Consider the following 24,683-nt stretch of genomic DNA (forward strand, 5'->3'; position numbering starts at 1 on the left):
CCGGTGCAGTATAACAGGGGCACACCCTATAGACACCGTCTGATGCCGTTAGGTTTAAAGCCAACCCGTTAAAAGATCACGCCAACAACAGGCCGGCGCCGAAGAGCAGCACAAAGAGGAGTGTGGAAATGGCCATCTGCTTCAGGAATGGATCCAGCGCGGTAGAAGGCTTGTGGGTTACGGCCAGGCCATTGCGCACAAACAGCGGCACACTGACCAGGAACAGAAACTGCGTGGGCGACTGATAGTGAAATACCGTGTATAACACGGCACACAGCACGCCGCCGACCAACAGGCACCAATGATAGGCCACGGCCTTCTCGCGGCCAATGCGCACCGGAATGGAATATTTGCCTGCTTTGCGGTCGGACTCGATGTCGCGGATATTATTGACATTCAACACGGCAATGGAAAACAAACCGCAGCTGAGCGCCGGCAAAATTTCATACGGCGTGATGGCCTTTGTAAACAGGTAGTACGACCCCATCACGCCCACCAATCCAAAAAAGATCAATACCGACAGGTCGCCCAGGCCGATGTAGCCATACGGCTTGCGGCCCACCGTGTAGGCAATAGCGGCGCCAATGCTCAACAGTCCCAGTCCCAGGAAAAACAAGATGGCGCTCCAAGCCAGGCCAAACGAAAAGAATAAAAGCGAAACACCGCTGGTGAGGCTTAGCAGCACAAAAATGACGACGGCGGTGCGCATCTGGCCGGCCGTGATGCGGCCGCTTTGTACGGCACGCGCGGGACCCTTGCGGTCGGCGCCGTCGGCGCCGTGTATAGAGTCGCCATAGTCATTGGCGAGGTTGGACAGAATCTGTAAGAAGATGGTTGTGAGTACGCACAGCAGAAAAATACCCCATTGAAAGGCGCCCGCAGCAGAGGCCAGAAAACCACCCATGGCAATGCTCGATAAAGCCAGCGGCAGGGTACGCAGGCGAAAGGCCTGTAACCAGACTTTTGTATTCATAGCAGCGTAAAAGTAGGGGATTAGATCGAAATCTTGCTAACGATCTGCTCGTCGAGCGGATTGACTTTCGAGGGGTAGAAAGAAACGACGTTTCCTTCGCGGTCGATCAGGTATTTGCAAAAATTCCACGACGGGGCATGGCCCGACCGGTCCTGTAACCATCTGTATAGCGCGTGCTGATCGCGGCCTTTGACGGAGATCTTTTCAAACATCTGGAATTTTACGCCGTAATTCTTCTGGCAGAAGGTGGCGATGTCGCCATTGGAGCCGGGCTCCTGCCACAGGAAATTATTGGCGGGAAAACCCAGCACGGCTACTTTGTCGCCAAACTGTTCGTGTAGTTTTTCCAGGTCGCCATACTGCGGCGTAAATCCGCATTTAGAGGCGGTATTGACGATGAGCATGTACTTGCCTTTATAGCGGGCGAGGTCGATCTCTTCGCCGTCCAGGGCCCGCATCTTAAAGTCATAGATCGAGCCTTCGACAGCTTCACGCTTTTTTGCCGACAACAGCTTCGAGGAAAAGAATGCCACCAGGCCCATCGTAACAGCTATCCAGGCTGTAACTTTAATTAATCTCATCGATAATTTGTTTGTCCAACGGGTTGACCCCCGAAGCAAAGAACTTCACGGTGCCATCAGGCTTCACCAGGTATTTGCTAAAGTTCCAGCCGGGTTCGCTGCCGGTCTTTTCCTTAAGCCACTTATAGAGGGAGTGTTGGTCGGCGCCTTTCACCGATATCTTTTCAAACATCTGGAATTTCACACCGTAGTTCTTTTGGCAGAACGAAGCGATATCGGCATTGCTACCGGGTTCTTGCGCGCCAAAGTTATTGGCAGGAAAACCGAGTATTGTCACCTTGTTGCCGAATTGCTCGTGCAGTTTTTCCAGGTCGCCATACTGCGGGGTATATCCACACTTGGAGGCCACGTTTACAATCAGCAGGGTTTTGCCTTTATACTGGGCAAAATCGACCAGCTCACCTTCCAGCGAGTTAATCTTAAAATCATAAATAGAAGTCGCCATGGGTTGAATCAGAAGGAGGATTGCCAGGATGATTGTTTTCATAACGATCGTTTGGTTAGTGTATCCAAGTAAGGAAACGGCAAAACTAGCCGTTTTATTCCACTTTTTCCCGGAAATAGTGATGAATTAACGCCGGCAGGTATAGCTGGCAACAGGAAAGGCCGGTACAAACGGTGACGGAGCCTATACTATATATAAAGAAAAAAAGCCAGGCATGTGAGGCCTGGCTTTTGCAAAGAGTGAAAGATGTATTAGTTGGCTAAACGAACGTTAACCGCATTAATTCCTTTTTTACCTTGCTGAAGCTCGAATGTTACCGCGTCTTTCTCACGGATTGAATCTACCAGCAGGCCAGAAATGTGCACAAAATACTCTTGGCCGGTTGCTGTTTCTTTGATGAAGCCGAAACCTTTGGCTTCATTAAAAAATTTTACTACTCCTTCTTTCATTGAAAATGTTAAAATATTCTAGTACAAAGGTAGCAGAATAAATTTAAAGCGGGCGACCCCCCCTCCGATTTGCCGGTTTTGGCGCCAGACGGTAGTGTCAGAATATTTCCGTATTTTTGTGATCATTATCTCAAGTTTTATACAAAAAGCGCGATTTAAACGCAAATTCACACAAAGAGGCCAGTCTGCCGACGCCGTCACCCCGCCTCTTACAGGCACAAGAAAATCTATGACATTTGAAAATTTAAAGCTGATTGAGCCCCTGTTACGGGCTTTGAAGACCGAAGGCTATACCATTCCCACGCCCATTCAAGCGCAGGCCATCCCCATCTTGCTGGAGCGAAAAGACCTGCTGGGATGCGCCCAAACCGGCACCGGTAAGACAGCAGCCTTTGCGCTGCCCATTTTACAGAACCTGCACGAAGACGAACTATATGTAAAAGGCCCCGAGGGCATTAAAACCCTGATCCTTACGCCTACGCGCGAGCTGGCCATCCAGATCGGCGAGAGCTTTACCGCCTATGGTCGTCACCTGCGCCTGCGCCACACGGTTATCTTTGGTGGTGTGTCGCAACACTCCCAAACCACTGCCCTGCGCAATGGCGTGGATATCCTGATCGCCACACCCGGCCGTTTGCTGGATCTCATGAACCAGCGCTTCGTTAAGCTCGACAACATCAAGATGTTTGTTCTCGACGAGGCTGACCGCATGTTGGACATGGGCTTTATTCACGACGTAAAAAAGATCATCGCCCGCATTCCGGCGAAGCGCCAGACGCTGTTCTTCTCGGCCACCATGCCGGCGGAGATCGCCAAACTGGCCAACACCATCCTGACAAACCCTGTAAAGGTCGAAGTGACACCCGTGTCGTCTACGGCCAACACCATACAGCAGTCCCTGTACTTTGTCGACAAGAAAGACAAGCGCAAGCTGTTGAAGCATATCCTGGATGACCACACCATCGGCACGGCCCTGGTGTTTACCCGCACCAAACACGGCGCTGACCGCGTGGCGCGTGACCTGAATGATTCGGGCATTCGCGCGGAAGCCATCCACGGAGACAAATCACAAGGTTCACGCCAGCGCGCGCTGAGCAACTTCAAAGCCCGCAAGACGCGCATCCTGGTAGCGACTGATATCGCTGCCCGCGGGATTGACGTCGACGAGCTCACACACGTGATCAACTTTGAGTTGCCCAACGTACCGGAGACCTACGTACACCGCATTGGCCGTACCGGCCGCGCGGGCGCCAGTGGTATTTCGCTGTCGTTCTGCGACGAAGAAGAAAAGGAATACCTGCAAGACATTCATAAGCTGATCGCCAAGACCATTCCGGTGGTGGAGGATCACCCCTACCCGCTACAGCGCGACGGCATGCCGAAAATTGTACCGTCGGTGCAACCCGGCAGACAACGCCAGGGCAACAAACAACAGCGTCCGGATGGCCGCCGTCAGAACTCCCGCAACGGAGGCCAAAGCACTTCCGGCAGTCGTTCACCCCGACAGGTCACTGCGACTACCGTTCCGTCGGAAGGAGCCGGCAACGTGGCCGAAAATACCAGCGAAACAGGGGCTGCAGAAGGCAATGGCCGCAATGGCCGTCGCCGCGGAAACCGTCGTAACCGTGGTCGCAATAAGCAAGGCGAGGGACAAGGACAGGGCCAGCCGCAAGCACACCAGGCACAAGTCCGTCCGGAAGGACAGTCACAGCAAAACAGCCAACCGCGTCAGCCCCGCGCGCCGCGCCCGGAGAAACAACGTACGCCCCGTACCGAGCAGCAACGCAGTGCTCCCCGCAAGGATGCCCCCCGCGGCGAGGACGGCTTTGAAAAGCTGGATTGGGGAGACGACCTGAAATGGGGCAGCGAGCGTATGGACCTGGATTAGCAGGACAACAGTCATAAATAAAAAGGCAGCCTCTTCGGGTTGCCTTTTTATTTATTGCTTCCTTTATCGCTTCTGCGACATCCTTTATTGTGCCGGTGCCGGGTGATTGCTGCTGAACGAATCGCGGAACATCTTCCAGCCTTTTGCCGTCTTTTTCCAAAGCACCAGAAACTTGCCGTCGTCAAACATCATCTGGTTTGCACCAAACGATTGCCACAGGCCCTCCTCTACTACATAGCCGTCTCCCAAGCCGTACACCCCGGTGGTTATGAACTTGCCGTTTCGCAGACCGATGTCGTGATATGCGGTGCGGAAGAACCGGCGGGCAGCGTCCGTGCCGCAAAGTGCCGGCAAGCCGGGCGCCATGATGCAGCAGTCATCGGCATAACGCTCGATAAATAACGACGAGTCGCCTTTCACAAAGGCCTGAAAATACACCTCATTGCTGGCCGCGATGGCTTTACGCGCCTCATCCAACGGCGTCAGGGAACCCGCATGCGATTCTTTTGACCAGGATTCTTTACAGCCCTGCAACATAAAGACGATGCCCATTGCCACGGCAATGCCCGTCAGCAGGGTTACAAGCTGATTCGTTTTCATACTGTGTGATCTCATGGTATCTGTGTTATATCTGATACAAAGATCACCCGGCGGATACGCCTAAAATTGTAAAAAAACGAAACACTACACCCAGCCTGCAGCCCGAGTTGATGTGTTACGCCCTTTCAGGGCTGTCCGTTCTCCACTGAATTATATACCCAGGCCTGCAGCCTGGGCTGGTGTGTTACGCCCCTTCAGGGCTGCCGTTCGAATGAATTATACACTTCGTTATTGCAAACCCGGGGTGCTGGCTTCAGCGCCCTGCAGCACCTCCAGGTAGTGGGGGTTGTACATGATGCCCAGGATGTTACCAAATGGGTCGATCACCGACGCGGTCACAAAACCTTCGCCGCGCTCTATGATGGGCTCGTATTCTTTGGCGCCTTTTGACAAGAGATGCTCGAGTGTACCTTTTACATCATCCACGTGCCATGACATGATTGCGCCACCGGGACCAGCCTGTGCGGCCTTGGGTCTGTATTTGCCGTCAATCAACCCAAATTCGTGCTGATAGTCCCCGATACGCCACTCCGAATATCCCGGGCGGTTAAAGTACGGTTCAACACCGAACAGTGCCGTGTACCATCTCTTCGCGGCGTGGTGGTCATCGGCATAGAAGCTGATATTGGAAAAGCCGCGTAATCTCGCTGTCGTACTCATGATGCATTACGGTTTAAGTGGAACATGCCGATGTTCACTCAAAACTAGTGCCTGTGGAAGACGCTACCGCTGGCAGATTTCCTTATAATCGCAATACATACATGTCTTCAGCTCTTCGGTCTGATCAAAGGGAACGGCAGGATCGAACATTTCTTCCAGCAACATGAGGAGTTGTTCCTCAAATTCGGGCAGCAGGCTCGTGACATCTTCCAGGCGTTGGCGACCGAGGAAGAGGCCATATTCAAAATCGTCTTTGAAAATCTCACGGCGGTTGATCAGGCCCGGTTGGAGCGCCCGGGGCTCACCTGCGTGACGGGGATGGCGTTGCGCATATACCCATGCGTAGAGCATGGCCTGGAAGGCAGCTTTGTTTCGCCTGGGGCTACGCTGAAATAACGCCGGTATACTTTCGAAGCGGTTTTCATCCTTGCCGGTTTTGTAGTCGATGATGCGCACGGTGTCGTCCTTGCGGTCTACACGGTCGATCTTGCCGCCCATGACAATGCTCAGGGACTTGTCGCGTTGTTTCACAGCGATGGTGGTCGTGAAGTTATTGGCTTCGATCAGCTCGATCACAAACGGCACACTGCGCGCGTCGTGGCGCAGCACCTTGCTGGCAAACCGCTTCACCATTTCTTTTACAACCAGCTGACGCCCTTCGTATTCAAAAGGTTTTTCGTCGGGCAGGAAGAAGTGCTCACGGAAGGCCCGCTCGATAAAATACTCCAGCTTGTCGTCCAGGTTGACGAAGTCCCCGGCCTGTACGCGCCAGGGTCCCGACGGCGGGCGAAGCGCGGTATAAAACAGCTCCATCACACGGTGCAATATATTTCCAAAGATCCGCGCATCGGCCTCCTCCTCTACTTCATCGGGCTCGCGCAGCTCCTGCAGGTGCCTGAAATAAAACTGCAGGCGGCACTCGATGTATGTATTCAGGGTAGAGGGTGTCAGCGCCTTGCCGAAATAACGCTCCAGCTTGGCCAACACGTCAGCTTTCTTGTCGATCGTGATGGGCTGTACGGGGTGAATTTGCACAGGGTTGTACAACACCTGCCGGGAGAAGGGCCAACCGGTTTCGTATATGAGCTGGTAGAGATACCGGCTCATTTCGCGTGTACCCAGTACGTCGGGCTCGGTGTTGTAGTATAAATCCACGATGGACGCACGTTGCAGCAACCGGTAGAACAAATAGGCGTACATGGCGTCCTGATGCTCGGCCGTGGGCAACCGGTAGGCCTTGCGGATGTTATGCGGAATATACGATCCCTGCCGGGCCGCGGCGGGCCACAGGCCTTCGTTTAACGACAACACGATCACGCGATCAAAGTCGAGATTACGTGTTTCGAGTACGCCCATGATCTGCAGGCCGCGCAGGGGCTCTCCTGTAAAGGGAACCTTCTCCGCGCGGGCGATCTGCCGGAACATCCGCTGCAGCATGCGCAGGTTCATGGGCTCGCTTGCCGCCAGATCTTTAACCCGCGCCAGGATGCGGTGGAAATGGAATGCAAACTCTTTCTCCATCAGCCCCTCCTGGCCACCGGAAGTAGCGAGCACCTCGATGACATTCAGCAGATAAGGCAGGAAGTCTTCCAGGTCTACGTGCTGAAAGATCACCCGGGCCAGCGCATGTTTTTCAAAGAACGACGGCGCCAGGTATACCTGGTTGTGTTTTAATATATACTCCCGCCATTCGTTGCCCTCGTCGCCCACTCGCCCTTTCAGGTAGGGGTGATTCAGCAGCGCCAGGACGTAGCGGAAATAAAATTCAGCCTTGCGTTGGTGCAGGTGCAAATCGAACAGCAAGTCGATCAGCGTATAATACGGTGTACTGACCAGCGGGAAACCCATGGTCACGTTGATGGTCTGCAACGACGGCGGCAAGGCATAGAGCACCGGCAACAGCAAACTTTCATCGGGCAATACCACCACGGTGCGCGCGGCATCCATGCCCGGTTGCTTCAGCGCGGCTTCGAGGCGTTGTGCCAGCAGCTTCGGCTGACCGGCCTTTTGCGGCACGCCCAATACGGTGATCTCTTTGGCGGTGCCGAGATACGCGCCCGGTTGTTCGGGGAAGGTGGCTCCCAGTACCGCGTGCGCCCGATACTGCCGGAAAAAGGCGCCTGCCTCGCGGTGACGCGGCTGTACATAAAAAGCATCTTCATCCCAAAACACGCGTGCCTTGCGATGGAGTACAAACCAGGCTATGATCGCTTCTTCCGCGGAGGTCAAGGCGTTAAAGCCGGCAAAGATATACTGTCGTCCGGCGGGCGGTGTCAACGTCTTGCCTATACTTTCGGCGACGGCGCGGTGGATCATGCCGCCATAGGCAATGCCTTCGGTCTCGAGCTGTTGCCGGAACGCTGTATAAATAGTATACAGGCTTCGCCACAGCTCCAGAAAGCGCCGTTTGCTGTCGGCTGTGCCGAACTCGACAGACTGCCAGAAGTCGGTCAGGAATTTCTTTTGTTCTTCCGTCAGGTAATCGAAATATTCATCGATCTCCTTTTGGTTGCTCATGTCGCGGAACAGGCTGGCGGCGGGCACGAGGTATTTGTCCAGCTCGTCAAAGTCGCGCAGCAGCATTTCGCCCCAGAAGTAAAAAAAGTCGAGGTCCTCGTCGGAGCCGGTCACCTGCTTGAAGGTGCGGTACAGCTTCACCACGAGCGAAAGCTTATCGGCTTCCACCAATTCAGAGAAGGAGCCAATGAAGGCTTCCACGTGCACCACGTCGGGTGCCCAGCGTGGGGAGTCCAGTGCTTCGCCCAGCGCCCTGCGGAAATAGAGCGCCGCCCGGCGGTTGGGGAATACAACGGTGAGGTTATTCCAATCGGGATATTCCCGTACAATCGTTTCTGCCAGTTCCTGGATAAAGGTCTTCATGAATTATGCGTGTACCTCCTCGCAGCGTTTTTCGTGTACATATACCAGGAAGCCCGTTGTGTCTTCCACGCCCATCGCCTGCAGTATTTGAAGATATTCTTGTACCTGTCGCCGGTCGTCCTCCTTGGGCTTGCCCGTTTTATAGTCGACAACAAACGCTTTATTATCGTGCAACGTGACCCGGTCAATACGTCGCTCGCTGCCATCGGGCATGATCAACGCTGCTTCGGTCTTGAGTGTGGCATCGGCTGCAAACGCAGGCTGCAACACCGGCGAGGATACAATCCACCGCATCGCGTCCGCCACAAGCTCCAGCTCGTCTTCGGCCAGGAGTCCCTCCCGCAACGCTTGCCCTGCCACAGCCGTTATATCGTCCGCGGTGCGCACGCGCGACATAAGCGTATGCAGAAATATACCATAGTTGATCTTCCGGCGTTTCTCGGTCTCTTCAAAAAACTCTTTGCCATCGGTCCGTACGGCCAGCCGCTCGCGCCAGGGGGAAACGGAATAGCCCCGCAGCATCACGCCCCCATCGGGTGTGACGCTCTTTTGTGGTGGCGGTGTAATCGTGCCGGCCTGTAGCGACAGGGTATCTTCCGTCCAGAGGCCGGACAGGTACTCGCTTTGCTCGATCGCCAGCTTGGTGAGGCGGCCGACATTCGTCAGCTTGTCCGATTTGGTCAGCGGCGCGTGCACGATCAGGCCTTCTTCCGCACGCGTAAAGGCAACATACAGCAAGTTCAGGTTGTCGAGGTAGATGCGCTTGCGCTCCTCGGTATAATACTCCTTAAAGACAGTGCTTTCGAGCTTGCTGGAATACTTGAGTGGAAAATAGCCGGCACCGTTAAACGGAGCATCGTCGGAACGGCACCACAATACAGGCGACTTCATGGGCGGGTGATTCAGCTCCCAGTCCAGGAAGGGTATAATGACATAGGCAAATTGCAGGCCCTTCGACTTGTGGATGGTAATGATCTGCGCGGCGTCCACGCCCCCGGCCACCTGGATCGACTTCTTCCATTTATTTTCATTCCACCACTCCAGGAACGACGCGAGGTCGTTCTTCTCGCGCTCGGCAAACTCCAGGATCACATCCTGAAACCCTTGCAGGTAGGCAATCTCCGTCGGCAACTTGCCCAGGTTAAAAATATGAATGAGTGTTTCCACCAGCTCCACCAACGGCAGGGCCGCCAGCACATCCTGTTGCTGCGCAAAGGCGGCCGGCACCTGGGTCGCAAAAGCTTTGGTTTTACTATCGGAGAACAGGCGGTGATAGTTGGGAAACGCCTGCGTGGGCCACAGCTTCTGGTATTCAAACGCCAGCTGCGCGCGGGCGATCTGGTTCTTGGGGTTGTCGAGCAGTCGCAGGGCGTTGATCAACACCAGCACGCACGTAGCCTGGTCGAGGCGCAACGATTCGTTCGATACCACGTCGTACTTGCACGTGCTTTTGGCCTGCGGCGATGCCCGGTACTGCATAAAATACTGGGCAATGGCTTGTCCCTCGCTGTTGTCGCGTACCAGAAAAGCGATATCGCGCAGCGCGACGCCGCGGCCTTGCAGATCTTCCACCAGTCCCGGCAGCTGCTCCAGCGACACGGACTGGAAATCAAAGCGACCGCCATTTTCTTCCCCCGGGGCTTTTTCTTCCTGGCGGAAAAAGCGCATGTTGACATAGCCCGGGTGTTGCCGGAAGATCTTCTGCGCTGCGTCGATGTAGGCCTGCTGCGGAAAGGCTGTGCCCGTCTCGCGGCTTACGATGGCCGCCGAGGCTTCGAACAGGGCGTTGTTTATTTGTACGATGTTGGTGGCGCTGCGGTAGTTGGTATCGAGATGGTATATATCCGTCATGAGTATACCAATATCTTCCCGGGCGCGTTCCTGTAAAATATTCAGGTCGCCGCCGCGCCAGCGGTAGATGGATTGTTTGATATCTCCAACCAGCAGGCTGCGATAATTTTGGGCGATACCGTTGCGTACCAGTGGCAGCACGTTGCTCCATTGCAGCCCGGAAGTGTCCTGAAACTCATCTACTAAAAAATGGCGGAAGAACGAGCCCACCTTTTCGTATACAAACGACGTATCCTGACCTTGCATCACGCCTTGCAAAAACTGCGGGGCATCCGACAGCAGCATGACGTTATTCTCGCGCAGGTATTCGCGCAGTGTTTTGGTAATGTCGGACAGCAGTCCGAAGGCGTACAGGTTGCGCAAAACCTGTTCCGCTGAAAAATAGGCCACGCTCTCCTGTTCGATGTGATCGGTCAGCGCCTGCAGCCGCGGGATCCACGCCTGCTCGGCGCGGGCGATGATCACGTCTTTGGAGGGTGACTTGGCGCCGGGCCAGGCGGCGCTGCTGAGCAATGCATCGCGCACGCGGCTGCCGGGCGGTTTGATCTCCGCCTCCAGGCCGGCAATATACGTGTAGACACTGCCGGCGGCACCCCATTTAAAATCCGCCGCCACGAGCTGCAGGCTTTGAAACTCCTGCATCAGCGCGCGGGCTTCCCCCAGCACGTGCTGCTCAAATTGTTTTACCTCCTTTTGAAGAGATTGCTTCAGGTTATTAAAGAAACGTTTGTCTTCGGTGGCCCGGAGCACATCCTCTTCGATAGCCTTAAACTCCTCGCGAAAAATCTCGCGCGAGAAATCCAACAGTGAGGAGCGGATGTCCCAATCGCGCCCGTCCTCGAGGCGTTCGAGCGAGAACTCCAGCACCCAGCCCCGCAGCTCTTCATCGTCGGTCAGCTTGTCCAGTACCCGGTCAATCACCTCCTCCAGCACCAGGTCGTTGTCAACCTCCAGCCGGAAATTGCCCAGCAACCCCGTTTCGCGCGTGAACGATCGGATCACGCGCTGGAAGAACGCATCGATGGTGCTCACCGCAAATTGCGAATATTGATGCAGAATAAGAGACAGTACCTCGCGGCTGCGGTCGCGGAACCCGCTGTCTGTAAAGGCCTTTCCATCCAGCGCAATCTCCTGGCGGATTTCGGCGGCCAGGTCCAGGCTGCGGTCGTGCCCAAAATCATCGAGGTACCGGATGATCCGGTCCTTCATTTCCTGGGTACTCTTATTGGTAAAGGTCATCGCCAGGATGTACCGGAAGTACTCGGGAAAACGCAACGCCAGCTTGAGGTATTCCTTGGCCAGCGTTCGGGTCTTGCCCGAGCCCGCCGAGGAACGGTAAATGTGAAAGGTCTTATCGGTCACAGTGCCAAGTAAGGAAATATTTGAATACCCCGTATAAAAAATATCCCCCACAAGAGCATTCTTTTCCAGTCACCCCGGCGGGGTTTCCGGTATGTACGAATACCACGTTCGGTTCATAGTTCTCCCGCCCCACATACGCAAAGCAATCCCGAAACGTGTATCTTACCGGTTCGAAATTCCCTTACGGGTAAACGTCTATGCTGCGAAGTTTGTATTTTCTGGTGCCGAAGATCCTCTACTCGTTTCCCGTGCAGTTGCTCTTCAACAATATCAAACGCAATTTGGTATTGCTACTTTGTTGGATCGTGCTGTTTGCGATGATCACCGGCAACTTTGGCAAATACCTCGGCATTCCCTACCTGTTTCTCGATCCGGAATATCTCAATCGTGTAAACTTCACCAGCTTCTTTATTATGGGGCTCGTCACGGCGGGGTTCACCACAGCGTTCCATATCACCTGTTATATCAACGACGGCCACCGGTTCTCGTTCGTCGGCACGTTGTCGCGGCCGTTTACCAAATTTGCCATCAACAACAGCATCATTCCCGCCATTTTCCTGGGCACCTATATCTACCAGATTGTCGGCTTCCAGATCAACAACGAATACTCTACCCCCGGTAGCCTGGCGTGGAACCTGGCGGGACTTCTCATCGGCTACGTGGTCATGACCCTGATCTTCTTTGCGTACTTCCGATTCACCAACAAAGACATTTTTAAATATGTCATCTGCCGCATCGACGAGAAGATCAAACAAAACGTGAAGGTTACGCGCGCCAGCGCGATGAAGAAACTCGACATTGCCCGCAAGAAACAAGAGCGTGTCGACTACTATATAGACAGCAACTTCCGGGTGCGCCCGGTCGAGAACACGGTATTTTACGACAAGGCCACGATCGTGCAAGTATTCGATCAGAATCATTTTAACCTGGTGGTGATCGAGCTGCTCATCTTTGCGCTGGTATTGGTGCTGGGCCTCTTCAAGGACTACGCCGCGTTTCAGCTTCCCGCAGCGTCGAGCTTTATCATCCTGCTGACCATCTTTGTGATGATGGCGGGCGCCTTCTCGTATTGGTTCGGCGGGTGGGCGGCCACGGCGGCACTGGCCATTTTTCTGGTGGTGAACCACCTGGTGGGCGAAGACTATTTCAGCAAACGCTACGAGGCCTTTGGCATCGAGTATAACCGGCCGCCGGTTCCCTATACCGTGGCTGCGCTGCGCGCCCTGAACGACTCCACCCACATCGAGCGCGACCGCCGCGCCACCTATAGCATGCTCGAAAACTGGCGGCACAAATTTCCCGAAGGGCACAAACCCAAAATGATATTCCTCTGCGCCAGTGGTGGTGGCAAGCGTGCCGCGTTGTGGACGCTGACGGCGCTGCAGGCGGCCGACAGTATTACACAGGGGCGCGTGATGGACCACGCCATGCTGATCACGGGCGCCTCGGGCGGTCTCATTGGCGCCAGCTACTACCGCGAGCTGAAGCTGCGCAGTAAACTGGGCGAGAACATCAACCCCAACGCTGCCAGCCATCGTCAGAAGATTTCTACGGACAACCTCAACCCACTCATCTTTAGCCTGCTGGCCAACGACCTGTTTGTGGGCTTTACCAAGTTTGAATACAACGGCAACCTCTACTACCGCGACCGCGGCTATACCTTTGAAGAGCAGCTGAACCAAATCACCGAAGGGCTGATGAACAAACCCATCAGCGCCTACGACAGTGTGGAGCAGCAGGCGCTCATCCCGATGATGATCCTGACGCCGACGATCGTCAACGATGGCCGCAAACTATACATTGCGTCGCGTCCCGTATCGTTTATGAACAGCGACATCGCCAACTTCCCCGCCTATACGTCGTCGAAGATCAGTGGCGTCGATTTCCAGACACTTTTTGAAGCACACGGCGGCTCGCACCTGCGGTTCCTCTCGGCGTTGCGCATGAGCGCGACCTTTCCGTATATCACCCCCAATACCACGCTGCCGACCGAGCCGTCCATCAAGATCATGGATGCGGGCATCTCCGATAACTTTGGCGTGTCGGACGCGGTGCGGTTTGTCTTTGCCTTTAAAGAATGGATTGCCGAGAATACCTCGGGCATCGTCTTCGTCTCCATTCGTGACTCTCCTAAAATGGCGACGATCATGCCCAAGACAGGTCAGACACTGGTGGACGACTTTACGCAGCCCATCAGCTCGGTGTACAACAACTTTGAAAACTTCCAGGACATTACCAGCGACATGCTGATCGGTCATGCCCGCACGTGGTTCCAGGGGTCGATCGACCGCATTGACATTGAATACCAGTCGGAAAGCTATACACCCATTCTGCAAAAGATGGACAGCATCCGCCAGAACAACTCGCGGGCATCGCTCAGCTGGCGGTTGACAACGCGCGAGAAATTCGGGATCGAGTATACCATCAACTCGCCGTCCAACCAGGACCAGCTGGCCAAGCTGGCGGCACTGGTGGGCACCCCCCTGCATGCCATCGCCCGGTCTACGGCGGCACGGCAGGAATCTGTATCTTCGCGCCCATGACCGCGAACAGTCAACTACAACAGACCCTCGAACTCATCCAACTGGAGCGCCAGGCGGACCTGGAATATTACCGGCAGAAGGTATTACTCCGGTCCATCAGCCAGCGCACGAAAGAGGGCACCACGTGGTACCCCCTCCGCTTTCAACGCCACTACATCGGCACCGGCGAGCGGCTCATTGTAGAAGTAGAGCGCACTAACCACCTCGACCAGCCCCATGCCTTCCAGAGCGGCAAGTCAGTCAGCGTTTTCTCCAATGTAGGCGGCAAGCCCGAAAAGAATCACGTGAACGGCGTGGTGAACTTTGTGCGCGACAACCTCATGACGATTACGCTCAACAGTGACGACACACCCGAATGGCTCGAAGACGGGCTGCTGGGCGTCGACGTGATGTTTGACGAAATGAGCTATCGCGAAATGGAATTCGCCTTGCGGGAAGTGATGAAGGCGGAAGACAATCGCGTGGCCTGGCTGCGCGAAGTCCTGTTGGGAGAAAAGCCTGCGGGCACGCGTGCGCTGCCGGCGGTTGCCGCGATTGAAGCACCGCTGAACGACAGCCAGCGCGAGGCCCTGCACACGGTACTGGCCTCCACGGATGTAGCCTTTGTGCACGGCCCGCCCGGCACGGGTAAAACAACGACCCTGGTACAGGCCATCATCGCCACCATTCAGGAAGAAAAACAAGTACTGGTCTGCGCCCCCAGCAACGCGGCGGTCGACTTACTGGCCGACAAGCTGGGGCAACAAGGCCTCACCGTCCTGCGCATCGGCCACCCGGCGCGGGTTACCGAGCAGGCGATGAGCAAGACACTCGATGCGCGCATTGCGGCACACGCCCAGTACAGCGACTTGCGCGACCTGCGCAAGCGTATGGAACAAGTGCGCGGCAAAGCCTTCAAGTTTAAACGCCACTTCGGTCACCACGAGCGCGAAGAGCGCCGCATGCTGTTGCAGGAAGCCAAGCTGCTGAAAGCGGATGCCGACCTGTTGGAGTTTTACATCGTCAACGACCTGTTACAAAACAGCGACGCGATCTGCTGTACACTGGTGGGCTCATCCCATCCCACCCTCCGCGGCAAGAAATTCAAGACGGTCTTTATCGACGAGGCAGGGCAGTCGCTGGAGCCCGCCTGCTGGATCCCCCTGCTGCGCGCACAGCGCGCCATCTTTGCCGGCGACCATTTGCAACTGCCGCCCACGATCAAGTCGGCCGACGCCGCGAAACGCGGGCTGGCCAAGACGCTGTTTGAAAAAGGTATTGCCCGTCATCCGAAACAGGTTTCCATGCTGACGGTACAGTACCGCATGCACGAAGACATCATGCAGTTTTCGTCGCGGTACTTTTATAAGAACGAGCTGATAGCACACGACTCGGTGCGCCATGCGCTGCTGCGCCCCAATCAGGCCCCCATACTTTTCATTGATACAGCAGGCTGCGGCTATACCGAGAAACAAGACCCGGAGACGTTAAGCCGGTCCAACGAAGAAGAAGCACAACTCCTGATCCGTCAGGTAGAACAGCTGGTGGAAGAAGTCGGGGTTGACGAGTGGCTACAAGAAAACATCACGTTCGGGATCATCACACCTTACCGGGCACAAGTAGATTACCTCGTAAAACTGGCGGGGGCGTCTGCTATATTAGAGCCATTGTCCGGGCGAATCGCCATCAACACGGTCGACGCGTTTCAGGGGCAGGAACGCGATGTGATCGCCATCAGCTTTGTGCGGAGCAACGACAAAAGCGAAGTAGGTTTCCTGGGAGACATTCGCCGTACCAACGTGGCCATGACCCGTGCGCGGCGCAAGCTGATCATGATCGGCGACTCCGCTACGCTGGGTGCACACCCGTTCTACTCCGAGCTGATCGACTATGTGCAGGGTAAAGAATACTATAAAAGCGCATTTGAAATCCTGTATTGATTATGTCGTTTGCTGATAAGATCCTTACCTTCTATCGTTCCCTGGCATTGCCTACCCTGCCGGCCGGTGTCGAGGCCATGAACCCCTACCAGGATTCCACCGCCTATGACCTGAGCGAGCAGTTCTATCGTCGGTTCTATAGCGACGATAAACCACGCCGCATCATCATGGGCATCAACCCCGGGCGCTTTGGCGGCGGGCTGACGGGCGTGCCGTTTACCGATCCCCTTAAACTGGAGCAACGGTTTGGCATCCAGAACGATCTGAAAAAGAAAGTGGAGCTTTCGGCCGACTTTATCTATACCATGATCGATGCCTATGGTGGCCCGAAAAAATTCTATAGCCGCTATTACATCAACTCGGTGTGCCCGCTGGGATTTATGCGGGACGGCAAGAACCTCAACTACTACGATATACGCGAATTACAAGACGCCATCGAGCCCTTTGTTGTCGACAGTATCAAACGCCAACTGGACTTTGGCATCGACCGCAAGGCGGCCTACTGCCTGGGCGAGGGTAAAAACTTTGCGTACCTCGAAAAGCTCAACGGTCAGCATGGATTTTTTAAAGAAATTGTGCCGCTGTCGCACCCGCGGTTCATCATGCAATACAAGCGAAAACACATCCCGGCGTACGTGGCCGACTATTTGAAAAAATTGAAATAGCCTCCCCCGCTAATGAGTCCGATTTGTTACGCCCCTTCAGGGCTCCGTCTTCCTTTACACGGTGAACCCAGGGCTTTAGCCTGGGCTATTCTGTCTCGCCCTTTCAGGGTTATCTGGTGACCGCTGCCGGACACCCCCGTTCAGTTTTGACATCGCCGGAGACCCCGATGCTGTAAAAATCACATAAAAAGGCTGCTTTGGGGCGTGGCATTGATCTTGAAATGCAGATTCTGTTATGCTGAAGAACTATATCAAAATTGCGATCCGCTCCCTGCTTAAGTTCAAGGGGTATACGGCCATTAACCTGCTGGGCCTGGCGTTGGGGCTGACGGCGGGTATACTCATTTTGCTCTATGTGCTGGATGAGCTTTCGTTTGACAAGTTTCATGCAAACCTCGACCGCCTCTACCGGGTCGAGACGTTGTTCGCGACGACCGAAAGCGTCGGCAAAAAATCCTATGATGCCAACGGTTGGCCCATCGGGGCCATCTTGCGCAAAGATTATCCGGAGGTGGAGTCGGTAGTGTATGCCAAAGACGCATCGGGCCTGCTGATCGTCCACGACAACCAGCAGATCCAGCAAAAGCTATACTTCGCCTCGCCCGAATTTTTCCACATCTTTTCTTTTCCCCTGATGAAGGGCGATCCGAAACGGGCCCTGGAAGCGCCCTACTCGATCGTGATCAGCGAGGCGATGGAAAAAAAATACTTTCCGGGCGGCGATGCGCTCAACAAAACCCTGACACTCGCCGACACCCTGACGTTCGCGGTGACCGGGGTGATGAAAGACATCCCCGGCAATTCACACCTGCAAGCCGACATGGTGCTGTCGTTCGCGACCTATCCGCTGCTGAACAGCCAGTTTTCCTACGAAGACGGCTGGGGCAACATCAACGTTAAAAATTATCTGTTACTTAAGCCGGGGGTTGATGCCGAAGCGTTTCAGCGAAAGGCCGCCGGCCTTTATCAGGAACACGCGGGAGAAGAATTTAAAAACTGGGGCATTACGGCCAGCATACTTTTCCAACCGCTGCGCACGTTGTACCTCACGTCCCACAGCAATAGCATGGGTCCGCTGGGCAGCCTCGACCGGCTTTACCTTGTATCGGGCATTGCCGCCTTTGTCATCCTGCTGGCCTGCATCAACTTCATCAACCTGACCACCGCCCGGTCGGTATACCGCGCCAAAGAAGCGGGGCTGCGCAAAGTTGTCGGTTCCACACGTTCCAATTTGATCTTTCAATTCTTGAGTGAATCTTTATTGCTTACGTGCTGCGCCTTGCTGATCGCGCTGCTGCTTACCAGCGCGATCCTGCCGGCCTTTAATGTATTACTCGACAAACATTATACGCTTGCTGCCCTGGCATCCCCCGCCGTCATCTTCTGCATTATCCTGCTGGTACTGGTGGTCGCGACGCTGTCAGGCTATTATCCGGCCCTCGTGCTATCGGGGTTGCGTCCGGCAGACGTATTGAAAGGCAAAATGCAATACTCCGTGCGGGGCGTGCAACTGCGGCGGTCATTGGTGGTATTCCAATTTGTGATCTCTGTTACGTTGGTCTTGGGCACGCTCATTGTCATGGACCAGCTTCGCTACATGCAGGAACAGTCGCTGGGCTTTACGACCGAAGAGGTGCTGATCATCGACGCGAGCGTGGTGCGCACGCCGAACCGTGACGTATTCCAAACCTTTGGTGACAAACTTCGCGCGCAGGCGGCGGTGAGCGAGGTGAGCTTTGCCAACGCCCTGCCCGGACGCCGCGGCTGGGCGGGCCAGGTAGCCTGGGCTGCCGAAGGGCGCAGCGAAGACGCGGTGACCGTCGAGTATATCGCCGTGGACGAGCACTATGCCGCGGCGCTGGGACTTCAGGTCATCGCGGGAAATTATTTCGACCTGGCGCGTACCGCCGCCTTGAAAGACGGATTGATACTAAATGAACGCGCCGTCGCCCAGTTCGGCTGGGCATCGCCTGCAGACGCTATTGGCAAACGTATTGCTTCCCCCTCGGGCTACCCGGCGGGCGAAGTAGTGGGTGTGGTGCGTGACTATCACCAGGCCGGGCTTCAACAGGCCATTGGTCCGATCGTCATGGATTACAACCCGCACGCCAGCGACCTATACGCCATCCGCTTCCGGTCGGACGACGCGTCACAACTCACAACGACCCTGCGGACGCTCTGGGATGAGCAATTCCCCGGCTATACCTTCCACTACTCCTTCCTGCACGAAAGCTTCGAACGCCAATACGAGTCCGAGCAAAAACTGGCGCAGGTGTTTGGATTATTCTCGGGTGTCACGGTCCTGATTGCCGTCAGTGGATTACTCGGCCTGGTGTCGTTTATGGTCGTCTCGCGCACGAAAGAGATCGGCGTACGCAAGGTGCTGGGGGCCGGTGTCTGGAACATTACGCGCTTGTTGTCGCGCGAATTCCTCGCGTTGGTCTTGCTGGCCAACGTCATCGCTATACCGTTGGTGTGGTTCCTCGGACAACGCTGGCTGGAGGGCTTTGCTACGCGCGTGCCGCTGCATCCGGCAGTCTTCGTGATCACGTTGATCATTGTCGCTGGCATCACCATCGTCACCATCAGCTTTCAAACCCTTCGCGCGGCGCTGTCAAATCCGGTGGACGCGCTGCGGCACGAATGAAAGTATATACTTCATACTACAATATACTTAATAATACAACCCTAATCTGTATCGCTATGTTTCTTCACAACTTCCGGCTTGCCTTCCGGACCCTTTTTCGTGACAGGATATATGCCGGCATCAACGTCGGCGGATTGGCCCTCGGCATTGCGGCATCCGTGCTGATGCTGCTGTGGGTTCAGGATGAACTGAGCTTCGATAATTTTCACAAAAACGGTCCCCACATTTACCACGTCAACGCCAACTTTGTCAACAGTGGTAACAAGATGACGTGGGAAACAACACCCGGTCCGATTGGTACGCGTGGCAAACAAGAAATTCCCGCCATCTACGAAACGGTGCGCCTGAACCGGGATTGGAACACCACCCTGTTTACCTGCGCGGGTCGTGAATTTACCGACGAGCGCGGCACGTATGTGGACGAGCTTTTTTTCGACATGTTCGACTTCCCGCTGATCAAAGGCAATCCGCAGAAACCCTTCCCCACCACCCAGTCCATGGTCCTGACGGAATCCATGGCGAAGAAACTATTTGGCGCCGAAGATCCGCTCGGCAAAACGGTACGCCTGGATGACAAAGATGAATTTACGGTGAGTGGTATTGTAGCCGACTTCCCGGCCAACTCCACCATTCAAGCGTCGGTGCTCTACCCGTTCGCACGGCTGGTGGAACGCTACGAGGCCAATGACTACTGGAAGTCATTAGAGACCGACTGGGGTAACTATAGCTACCATACCTACCTGCTTCTGAACCCGGCTGCCGCGCCGGAAAAGGTGGGCGAGCAACTCACCGCCATTCACGCCAAGGCACAAGACGGCGCCAACGTGCACTATACGCTGCAGCCGCTGACACAACTGCACCTCTACACCCGCGACGGCCAGGAGGCCGGCATGCAGACGGTCAAGATCTTTTCGCTGACGGCCATCGCCATCCTGCTGATCGCGTGTATCAATTATGTAAACCTGGCCACGGCCCGGTCTACGAAACGGGCGAAGGAAGTAGGTGTACGCAAGACGACCGGTGCAGACCGCGGCCGCCTGGTGCGCCAGTTCCTGACGGAATCCGCCGTATTGTCGATGCTGGCCGTAGCCCTGGCATTCTTTATCATGCAGCTTACCATTCCGTTTTACAATATGCTTTCGGGCAAAGAGCTTTCCGTACGCTTGGACAACCCGCAGGTGATGATGCTCACGGGGAGTGTACTGGTCATCACCTGGCTGTTATCGGGGTTTTATCCCGCCTGGGTATTGTCGGCGTTTAAGCCGATCGATGTGATCCGTGGTAAACTTGCTATCAGCGGTGGCAACTCCACTTTCCGCAAAGTACTGGTGGTAACGCAATTCGCCCTGTCGGCGATCATCATTACCGGCACGCTGGTCGTCGGCAACCAGCTGCACTATATCCGTACAAAATCGCTCGGCTTCAACAAAGAGAATGTACTGACGTTTGCCCTGGGCGGCGACATGTTCAACAACAAAGAGGGCGTGCGCAACGAACTGAAAGAAGACCCCGCCATCACCGCCGTCACCTTCTCGAACCAGAACATCATGTCGATCGGCGCGTCCACAGGCGACACCGACTGGGAAGGGAAAGATCCTAAAGAAGGATTTATAGTACACCCCGTGGGCGTGGACGAAAACTTCTTTGGCACACTCAACCTCGAGCTTGTACAAGGCCGCGGCTTCACCGGCGCACCGGCAGACTCCGCGCACATCATCCTCAATGAGACAACGGTAAAGAATGCCGGCATCACCGATCCGATCGGCAAGACCTTTACCTTGTGGGAGAAGAAGGCCACCATCATTGGCGTGGTCAAAGACTTTCACCACACCTCCATCCGCAAAAAGATCGAACCCACGGTATTCTTTCACACCAAAAGCTGGGTGTGGCTCGTCTATGTCAAAACCACCGACCCCGCACGCGCGGTGGCCAGCGCCTCAACGGTTTGGAAGAAATACAATTCCAAGTATCCTTTTAACTACGAGTTTATGGATGCGGAGTTTGACAACATGTACCGCAGCGAAGCCCGCATGGAGAAATTATTCTATGCGTTTTCGATCATCGCGATCTGCATTTCGTGTCTCGGGTTGTTTGGCCTGGTAACCTTCACGGCGTCGCAGCGCATCAAAGAGATCAGCATCCGCAAGGTATTGGGCGCGTCCGTACAGCAGATCGTGACATTGCTTTCGCGCGACTTCATCCGCCTGATCGTCATTGCCTTTGTGCTGGCCGCGCCGATATCGTGGTATGCCATGGACCGCTGGCTGTCCAACTTTGCCTATCACACCGACTTGCCGTGGCAAGCCTTTGCTGTGACGGGCGTGGCCGTGCTGGCGTTGGCGTTCCTGACGACGAGCGTTCAGGTACTCCGCGCGGCGTTGAGCAATCCTGCCAACTCGTTGCGTAACAACGAATAGCATTAATCCGTGTGAGTGTGTTCGCTCTCGCGCTCACACTCACACGGATTTGTGGTCATCCGGCGAATGTCGTTACTTCGGGCTTTCATTTTTGTCACCATGAAACGCACCGACCACATCCTGGCCCTCACCACCACCCTGCTACGCGCACCCGAAGCCGACGTCGATCGCCTCCTGGCTATCGTGGAGAATCTCTACTCGCTGCAAGCGCTACGCAAACCCGGTGCCGTGTCGATCGGCTTCGAACAAGGTGACACCGAAGAACCCTTCACGACCTGGCTCCGCCGCCTGCGCAGCGAGCAGATCCAACGCGTGCACGTGTCCTATCACGCCTTCGACGAACGCGAAGACATGCCCGCCCACATGGCCGCGGCCTTTGCGGGCACCCCCGACTTGCTGCTACGCGTAAAGACCGCGCAGCAAATCCATGCGTACGCACTCACCACCTACTTCGGTCCGCAATACGAACTCACACCGCAGCAATTCATCACCCTGCTGGATAGTCAAGCCGACAAAGCACACCACTGGGACCGTGCCGCCGAGCTTATCCTCGAATCCAACGGCATGAATAACCACAGCCTGTTCGAGCCCGAAGAAACTGCTGAATATTTACTATCACCCGAAGGCCACCACGTCTTTGAACAGCTCGCGCCCGACCTGGTAAAAGAACTACAGATTGAATGTACCGTGCGCCAGCAGCCCTTCATCATTCCCGATGATCTCCAATCGCTGTTCGTAAAATACGACTACTCCTTCTTCGACGAAGACCGCGAATATGTATACCTCTATCCCCTGGGCGACGTTTCCGCGCAAGAGGTTATTGACCTGGTCAACGCCCAACCCTTCGGCCTGCTGACCTGGGAGACACTAAACGCGTCCTTACAAGAATACGACCCGACGGCTGCCATCGTAGAACCCGAACGGTGGGAGCAGAAACTGCGCGCGATGTCGGACGAAGACCTCGAGCAGATCGTGACTCCGCTCTGCCGCGCCATTTGCACCTTGTGCGAAGCCGGTGGGGTCAAGCCCGTTATCCCCGAAGCATTGTCTGAAAGCTTTGGTCCTGATGAAGAGGAGCAGAAACGTGCGGCCGCGCGATCAAACGACAAAGACCGCTGGAATTTGCAAAGCACACAAAACCCGTGGGAGCACTATGCCTTCCGTCCGGTAGAAAACGCGCCTGCTTTTACGGCGGCAGCACTTGCGGATACGGAGAAGACATTTGTACAAGCGCTTGAAGCGATCCATCAATTTGCCACGCGCATCGACTCGCCGTTCCAGGATTTGTTCCGCATCAACCTGCGGCTGATGCAAATGCCGTTGCCTGCGGGAAGCTTTGGTGTAGCGCAGGTTGAGCAACTGGCCGGGCAGCTTTCACAGGCAGAATTTCCACAGGAAGTGGTGGAGAGCGTACGCCTGTCAGCGTGGGTCGTAGCGTTCTGTACGGAATTGAGCTGGGACGCCGCCCGCTCGCGGGGCATGCTGGCGGTGAAATTCGCCGATGTGTTTGGGGGCATGGGGTCGTGGAATGATCAGTACATTGAAGAGGATCATGAGACATTTCAGAAAGTGTCGTCGGAGTTGTTTGAGGCGTTGAAGCGGTATTTGGCTTCGTTGTTGTGATGGGAAGTGGCGTTGGAGACTTGTGATGGATATCGTAGGTCGGTGGAGGTGGGGGGCGTGTATGGTTGCGTAGGTTACGACGTGACCGTTGGCAGTCGGAGACTGCCCCCATACTGGGCACAAGTACCGCACCTGCGCTAACGCTCGGTGCTAATACTTGCGCCAGCAATCGAATCTGACGCGACGCTTCGTGCCAGCTATAGATAAAGTAAAAAGTTTTATCAGAACCCATAGGGGTATGGCGCGGGCTGGGTGTCTCAGGAGAAACAACACAATACCCGCATGAAAATCCTTACACGTCTCTCCCTGCCCCTTCTCCTGGCGGGCGCGCTGGTCCTGCCGGCTGCTGGTCAGGAAGAAATACAAAAAGACCTGCATTCTTTTAACAAGGTCATCGCGTCGCCGAAAGTGAACCTGATCCTGGAAGAAGGCGACCACGAAAGCATCCGCCTGGTATACCAGGGTGTATCGGCTGACAAGATCAACATTCGCGAACATGGCAGAACCCTGCACATCTACCTCGACGATGCCAAGATCACCGAAAAAATGGATCGCGTGCGTCGCCATAACAAACACAGCTATTACCGCGACGCCACCATTACGGCCTACGTTACGTACCGTTCCCTTCGCCACGTCGAGATCCGCGGCGCACAGGAGCTAACCTGCAAGAGTCCGCTGCATGCCGACAAATTCGTACTGAAAGCGTACGGCCAGAATGAGATTCGGCTCGCATCGATTGAAACAAAAGATCTGCGTACCAGCCTGTATGGCGAGAATGATCTGAAGATCCGCGGCGGCATTGCCGAGTTTCAGAAATACCGGCTCTTTGGCGACAACAAGATCGACACGCAGCCGCTGCGCAGCTATTCCACTACTACCAATATTTACGGCGAAAGCAAAGTGAAGGTGAGCGCGCAGGATGAGCTACGAATCAATTCGTTTGGAGAAGCGCGCGTGACGTATGATGGAACCGCGGAAGTAAGCAAGGGGTTGATGTTCGGGCATACGGAGATCCATCATTTGAAGTATTAAGAGTTTTTTGGAGAGGGATTATAAAACAGTGTGAGGGTGAATGCGAGAGCGGACATCCTTACGCTGTTTTTTTTTGTGGGTGACGGGAGCTGGGGTGTTTGTGGTTGCCACGGGTTACGACGTTGCCGTTAGGGGGTCGGGAGACCCC

Annotated in this window: 16 protein-coding genes; 8 read left to right on the plus strand and 8 right to left on the minus strand. The window is 55.2% G+C overall.

All coding sequences use genetic code 11. From position 1 onward, the window contains the following. Positions 1-76 precede the first annotated feature (76 nt). From K7P01_RS07720 to K7P01_RS07735, 4 genes are all read right to left on the minus strand, one after another. Entirely contained in the window at positions 77-973 is an 897-nt protein-coding gene (locus K7P01_RS07720; protein ID WP_267291523.1) for a 1,4-dihydroxy-2-naphthoate polyprenyltransferase, read from the minus strand. A gap of 20 nt (positions 974-993) precedes the next feature. After that, on the minus strand, positions 994-1,554 hold the full coding sequence (locus K7P01_RS07725; protein WP_267291525.1) for a glutathione peroxidase: 561 nt from the start codon (positions 1,552-1,554) through the stop codon (positions 994-996). Then, positions 1,541-2,041: a glutathione peroxidase gene (locus K7P01_RS07730; RefSeq protein ID WP_267291527.1), complete on the minus strand. Its 501-nt coding sequence runs from the start codon at positions 2,039-2,041 to the stop codon at positions 1,541-1,543. Before K7P01_RS07730 ends, K7P01_RS07725 begins: the two co-directional genes overlap by 14 nt. A 209-nt stretch (positions 2,042-2,250) precedes the next feature. Continuing rightward, the gene (locus K7P01_RS07735) at positions 2,251-2,448 is read right to left on the minus strand and encodes a cold-shock protein (RefSeq protein ID WP_254086222.1); all 198 of its coding nucleotides are present in this window, start codon (positions 2,446-2,448) and stop codon (positions 2,251-2,253) included. Between the two features lie 229 nt (positions 2,449-2,677). On the opposite strand from K7P01_RS07735, the gene K7P01_RS07740 reads away from it, so the two are divergent. Beyond that, on the plus strand, positions 2,678-4,336 hold the full coding sequence (locus K7P01_RS07740) for a DEAD/DEAH box helicase (RefSeq protein ID WP_267291530.1): 1,659 nt from the start codon (positions 2,678-2,680) through the stop codon (positions 4,334-4,336). Between the two features lie 84 nt (positions 4,337-4,420). Here K7P01_RS07740 and K7P01_RS07745 read toward each other — a convergent pair whose 3' ends face one another. From K7P01_RS07745 to K7P01_RS07760, 4 genes are all read right to left on the minus strand, one after another. Beyond that, complete coding sequence (locus K7P01_RS07745; RefSeq protein ID WP_267291532.1) at positions 4,421-4,936, minus strand: YybH family protein; 516 nt, start codon at positions 4,934-4,936, stop codon at positions 4,421-4,423. 228 nt (positions 4,937-5,164) lie between these two features. After that, positions 5,165-5,596, minus strand: coding sequence for a VOC family protein (locus K7P01_RS07750; protein ID WP_267291534.1), 432 nt, complete (start codon positions 5,594-5,596; stop codon positions 5,165-5,167). Positions 5,597-5,659: 63 nt separating this feature from the next. Continuing rightward, a complete protein-coding gene (locus K7P01_RS07755; protein ID WP_267291536.1) occupies positions 5,660-8,476 on the minus strand; it encodes a PD-(D/E)XK nuclease family protein in 2,817 nt (938 codons plus the stop codon). 3 nt (positions 8,477-8,479) lie between these two features. Next, entirely contained in the window at positions 8,480-11,689 is a 3,210-nt protein-coding gene (locus tag K7P01_RS07760) for a UvrD-helicase domain-containing protein (protein WP_267291538.1), read from the minus strand. A 197-nt stretch (positions 11,690-11,886) separates the two neighbouring features. On the opposite strand from K7P01_RS07760, the gene K7P01_RS07765 reads away from it, so the two are divergent. The 7 genes from K7P01_RS07765 to K7P01_RS07795 all read left to right on the plus strand — a co-directional run bounded on the left by K7P01_RS07765 (position 11,887) and on the right by K7P01_RS07795 (position 24,535). Continuing rightward, entirely contained in the window at positions 11,887-14,232 is a 2,346-nt protein-coding gene (locus K7P01_RS07765) for a patatin-like phospholipase family protein (protein WP_267291540.1), read from the plus strand. Next, positions 14,229-16,151, plus strand: a complete 1,923-nt coding sequence (locus K7P01_RS07770) for an AAA domain-containing protein (RefSeq protein ID WP_267291542.1) — start codon at positions 14,229-14,231, stop codon at positions 16,149-16,151. Before K7P01_RS07765 ends, K7P01_RS07770 begins: the two co-directional genes overlap by 4 nt. 2 nt (positions 16,152-16,153) lie before the next feature. After that, a complete protein-coding gene (locus tag K7P01_RS07775; RefSeq protein WP_267291544.1) occupies positions 16,154-16,816 on the plus strand; it encodes a uracil-DNA glycosylase family protein in 663 nt (220 codons plus the stop codon). 235 nt (positions 16,817-17,051) lie between these two features. Further along, the gene (locus K7P01_RS07780) at positions 17,052-19,463 is read left to right on the plus strand and encodes an ABC transporter permease (RefSeq protein ID WP_267291546.1); all 2,412 of its coding nucleotides are present in this window, start codon (positions 17,052-17,054) and stop codon (positions 19,461-19,463) included. A 56-nt stretch (positions 19,464-19,519) separates the two neighbouring features. After that, positions 19,520-21,880: an ABC transporter permease gene (locus K7P01_RS07785; protein ID WP_267291548.1), complete on the plus strand. Its 2,361-nt coding sequence runs from the start codon at positions 19,520-19,522 to the stop codon at positions 21,878-21,880. A gap of 99 nt (positions 21,881-21,979) precedes the next feature. After that, positions 21,980-23,503, plus strand: a complete 1,524-nt coding sequence (locus K7P01_RS07790) for a hypothetical protein (RefSeq protein ID WP_267291550.1) — start codon at positions 21,980-21,982, stop codon at positions 23,501-23,503. A gap of 282 nt (positions 23,504-23,785) precedes the next feature. After that, positions 23,786-24,535 (plus strand): DUF2807 domain-containing protein, encoded by a 750-nt coding sequence (locus K7P01_RS07795; protein WP_267291552.1) that lies wholly within the window; start codon positions 23,786-23,788, stop codon positions 24,533-24,535. The last annotated feature ends 148 nt before the right edge of the window (positions 24,536-24,683 follow it).

Source organism: Parachryseolinea silvisoli (assembly GCF_021190955.1).
Classification (GTDB): Bacteria; Bacteroidota; Bacteroidia; order Cytophagales; family Cyclobacteriaceae; genus Ohtaekwangia; species Ohtaekwangia silvisoli.

Excerpts from the sequence above, each read along its gene's own strand:
- K7P01_RS07720 (WP_267291523.1), bottom strand. The coding sequence starts at position 973 with ATGAATACAAAAGTCTGGTTACAGGCCTTTCGCCTGCGTACCCTGCCG.
- K7P01_RS07725 (WP_267291525.1), bottom strand. The coding sequence starts at position 1,554 with ATGAGATTAATTAAAGTTACAGCCTGGATAGCTGTTACGATGGGCCTG.
- K7P01_RS07730 (WP_267291527.1), bottom strand. The coding sequence starts at position 2,041 with ATGAAAACAATCATCCTGGCAATCCTCCTTCTGATTCAACCCATGGCG.
- K7P01_RS07735 (WP_254086222.1), bottom strand. The coding sequence starts at position 2,448 with ATGAAAGAAGGAGTAGTAAAATTTTTTAATGAAGCCAAAGGTTTCGGC.
- K7P01_RS07740 (WP_267291530.1), top strand. The coding sequence starts at position 2,678 with ATGACATTTGAAAATTTAAAGCTGATTGAGCCCCTGTTACGGGCTTTG.
- K7P01_RS07745 (WP_267291532.1), bottom strand. The coding sequence starts at position 4,936 with ATGAAAACGAATCAGCTTGTAACCCTGCTGACGGGCATTGCCGTGGCA.
- K7P01_RS07750 (WP_267291534.1), bottom strand. The coding sequence starts at position 5,596 with ATGAGTACGACAGCGAGATTACGCGGCTTTTCCAATATCAGCTTCTAT.
- K7P01_RS07755 (WP_267291536.1), bottom strand. The coding sequence starts at position 8,476 with ATGAAGACCTTTATCCAGGAACTGGCAGAAACGATTGTACGGGAATAT.
- K7P01_RS07765 (WP_267291540.1), top strand. The coding sequence starts at position 11,887 with ATGCTGCGAAGTTTGTATTTTCTGGTGCCGAAGATCCTCTACTCGTTT.
- K7P01_RS07770 (WP_267291542.1), top strand. The coding sequence starts at position 14,229 with ATGACCGCGAACAGTCAACTACAACAGACCCTCGAACTCATCCAACTG.
- K7P01_RS07775 (WP_267291544.1), top strand. The coding sequence starts at position 16,154 with ATGTCGTTTGCTGATAAGATCCTTACCTTCTATCGTTCCCTGGCATTG.
- K7P01_RS07780 (WP_267291546.1), top strand. The coding sequence starts at position 17,052 with ATGCTGAAGAACTATATCAAAATTGCGATCCGCTCCCTGCTTAAGTTC.
- K7P01_RS07785 (WP_267291548.1), top strand. The coding sequence starts at position 19,520 with ATGTTTCTTCACAACTTCCGGCTTGCCTTCCGGACCCTTTTTCGTGAC.
- K7P01_RS07790 (WP_267291550.1), top strand. The coding sequence starts at position 21,980 with ATGAAACGCACCGACCACATCCTGGCCCTCACCACCACCCTGCTACGC.
- K7P01_RS07795 (WP_267291552.1), top strand. The coding sequence starts at position 23,786 with ATGAAAATCCTTACACGTCTCTCCCTGCCCCTTCTCCTGGCGGGCGCG.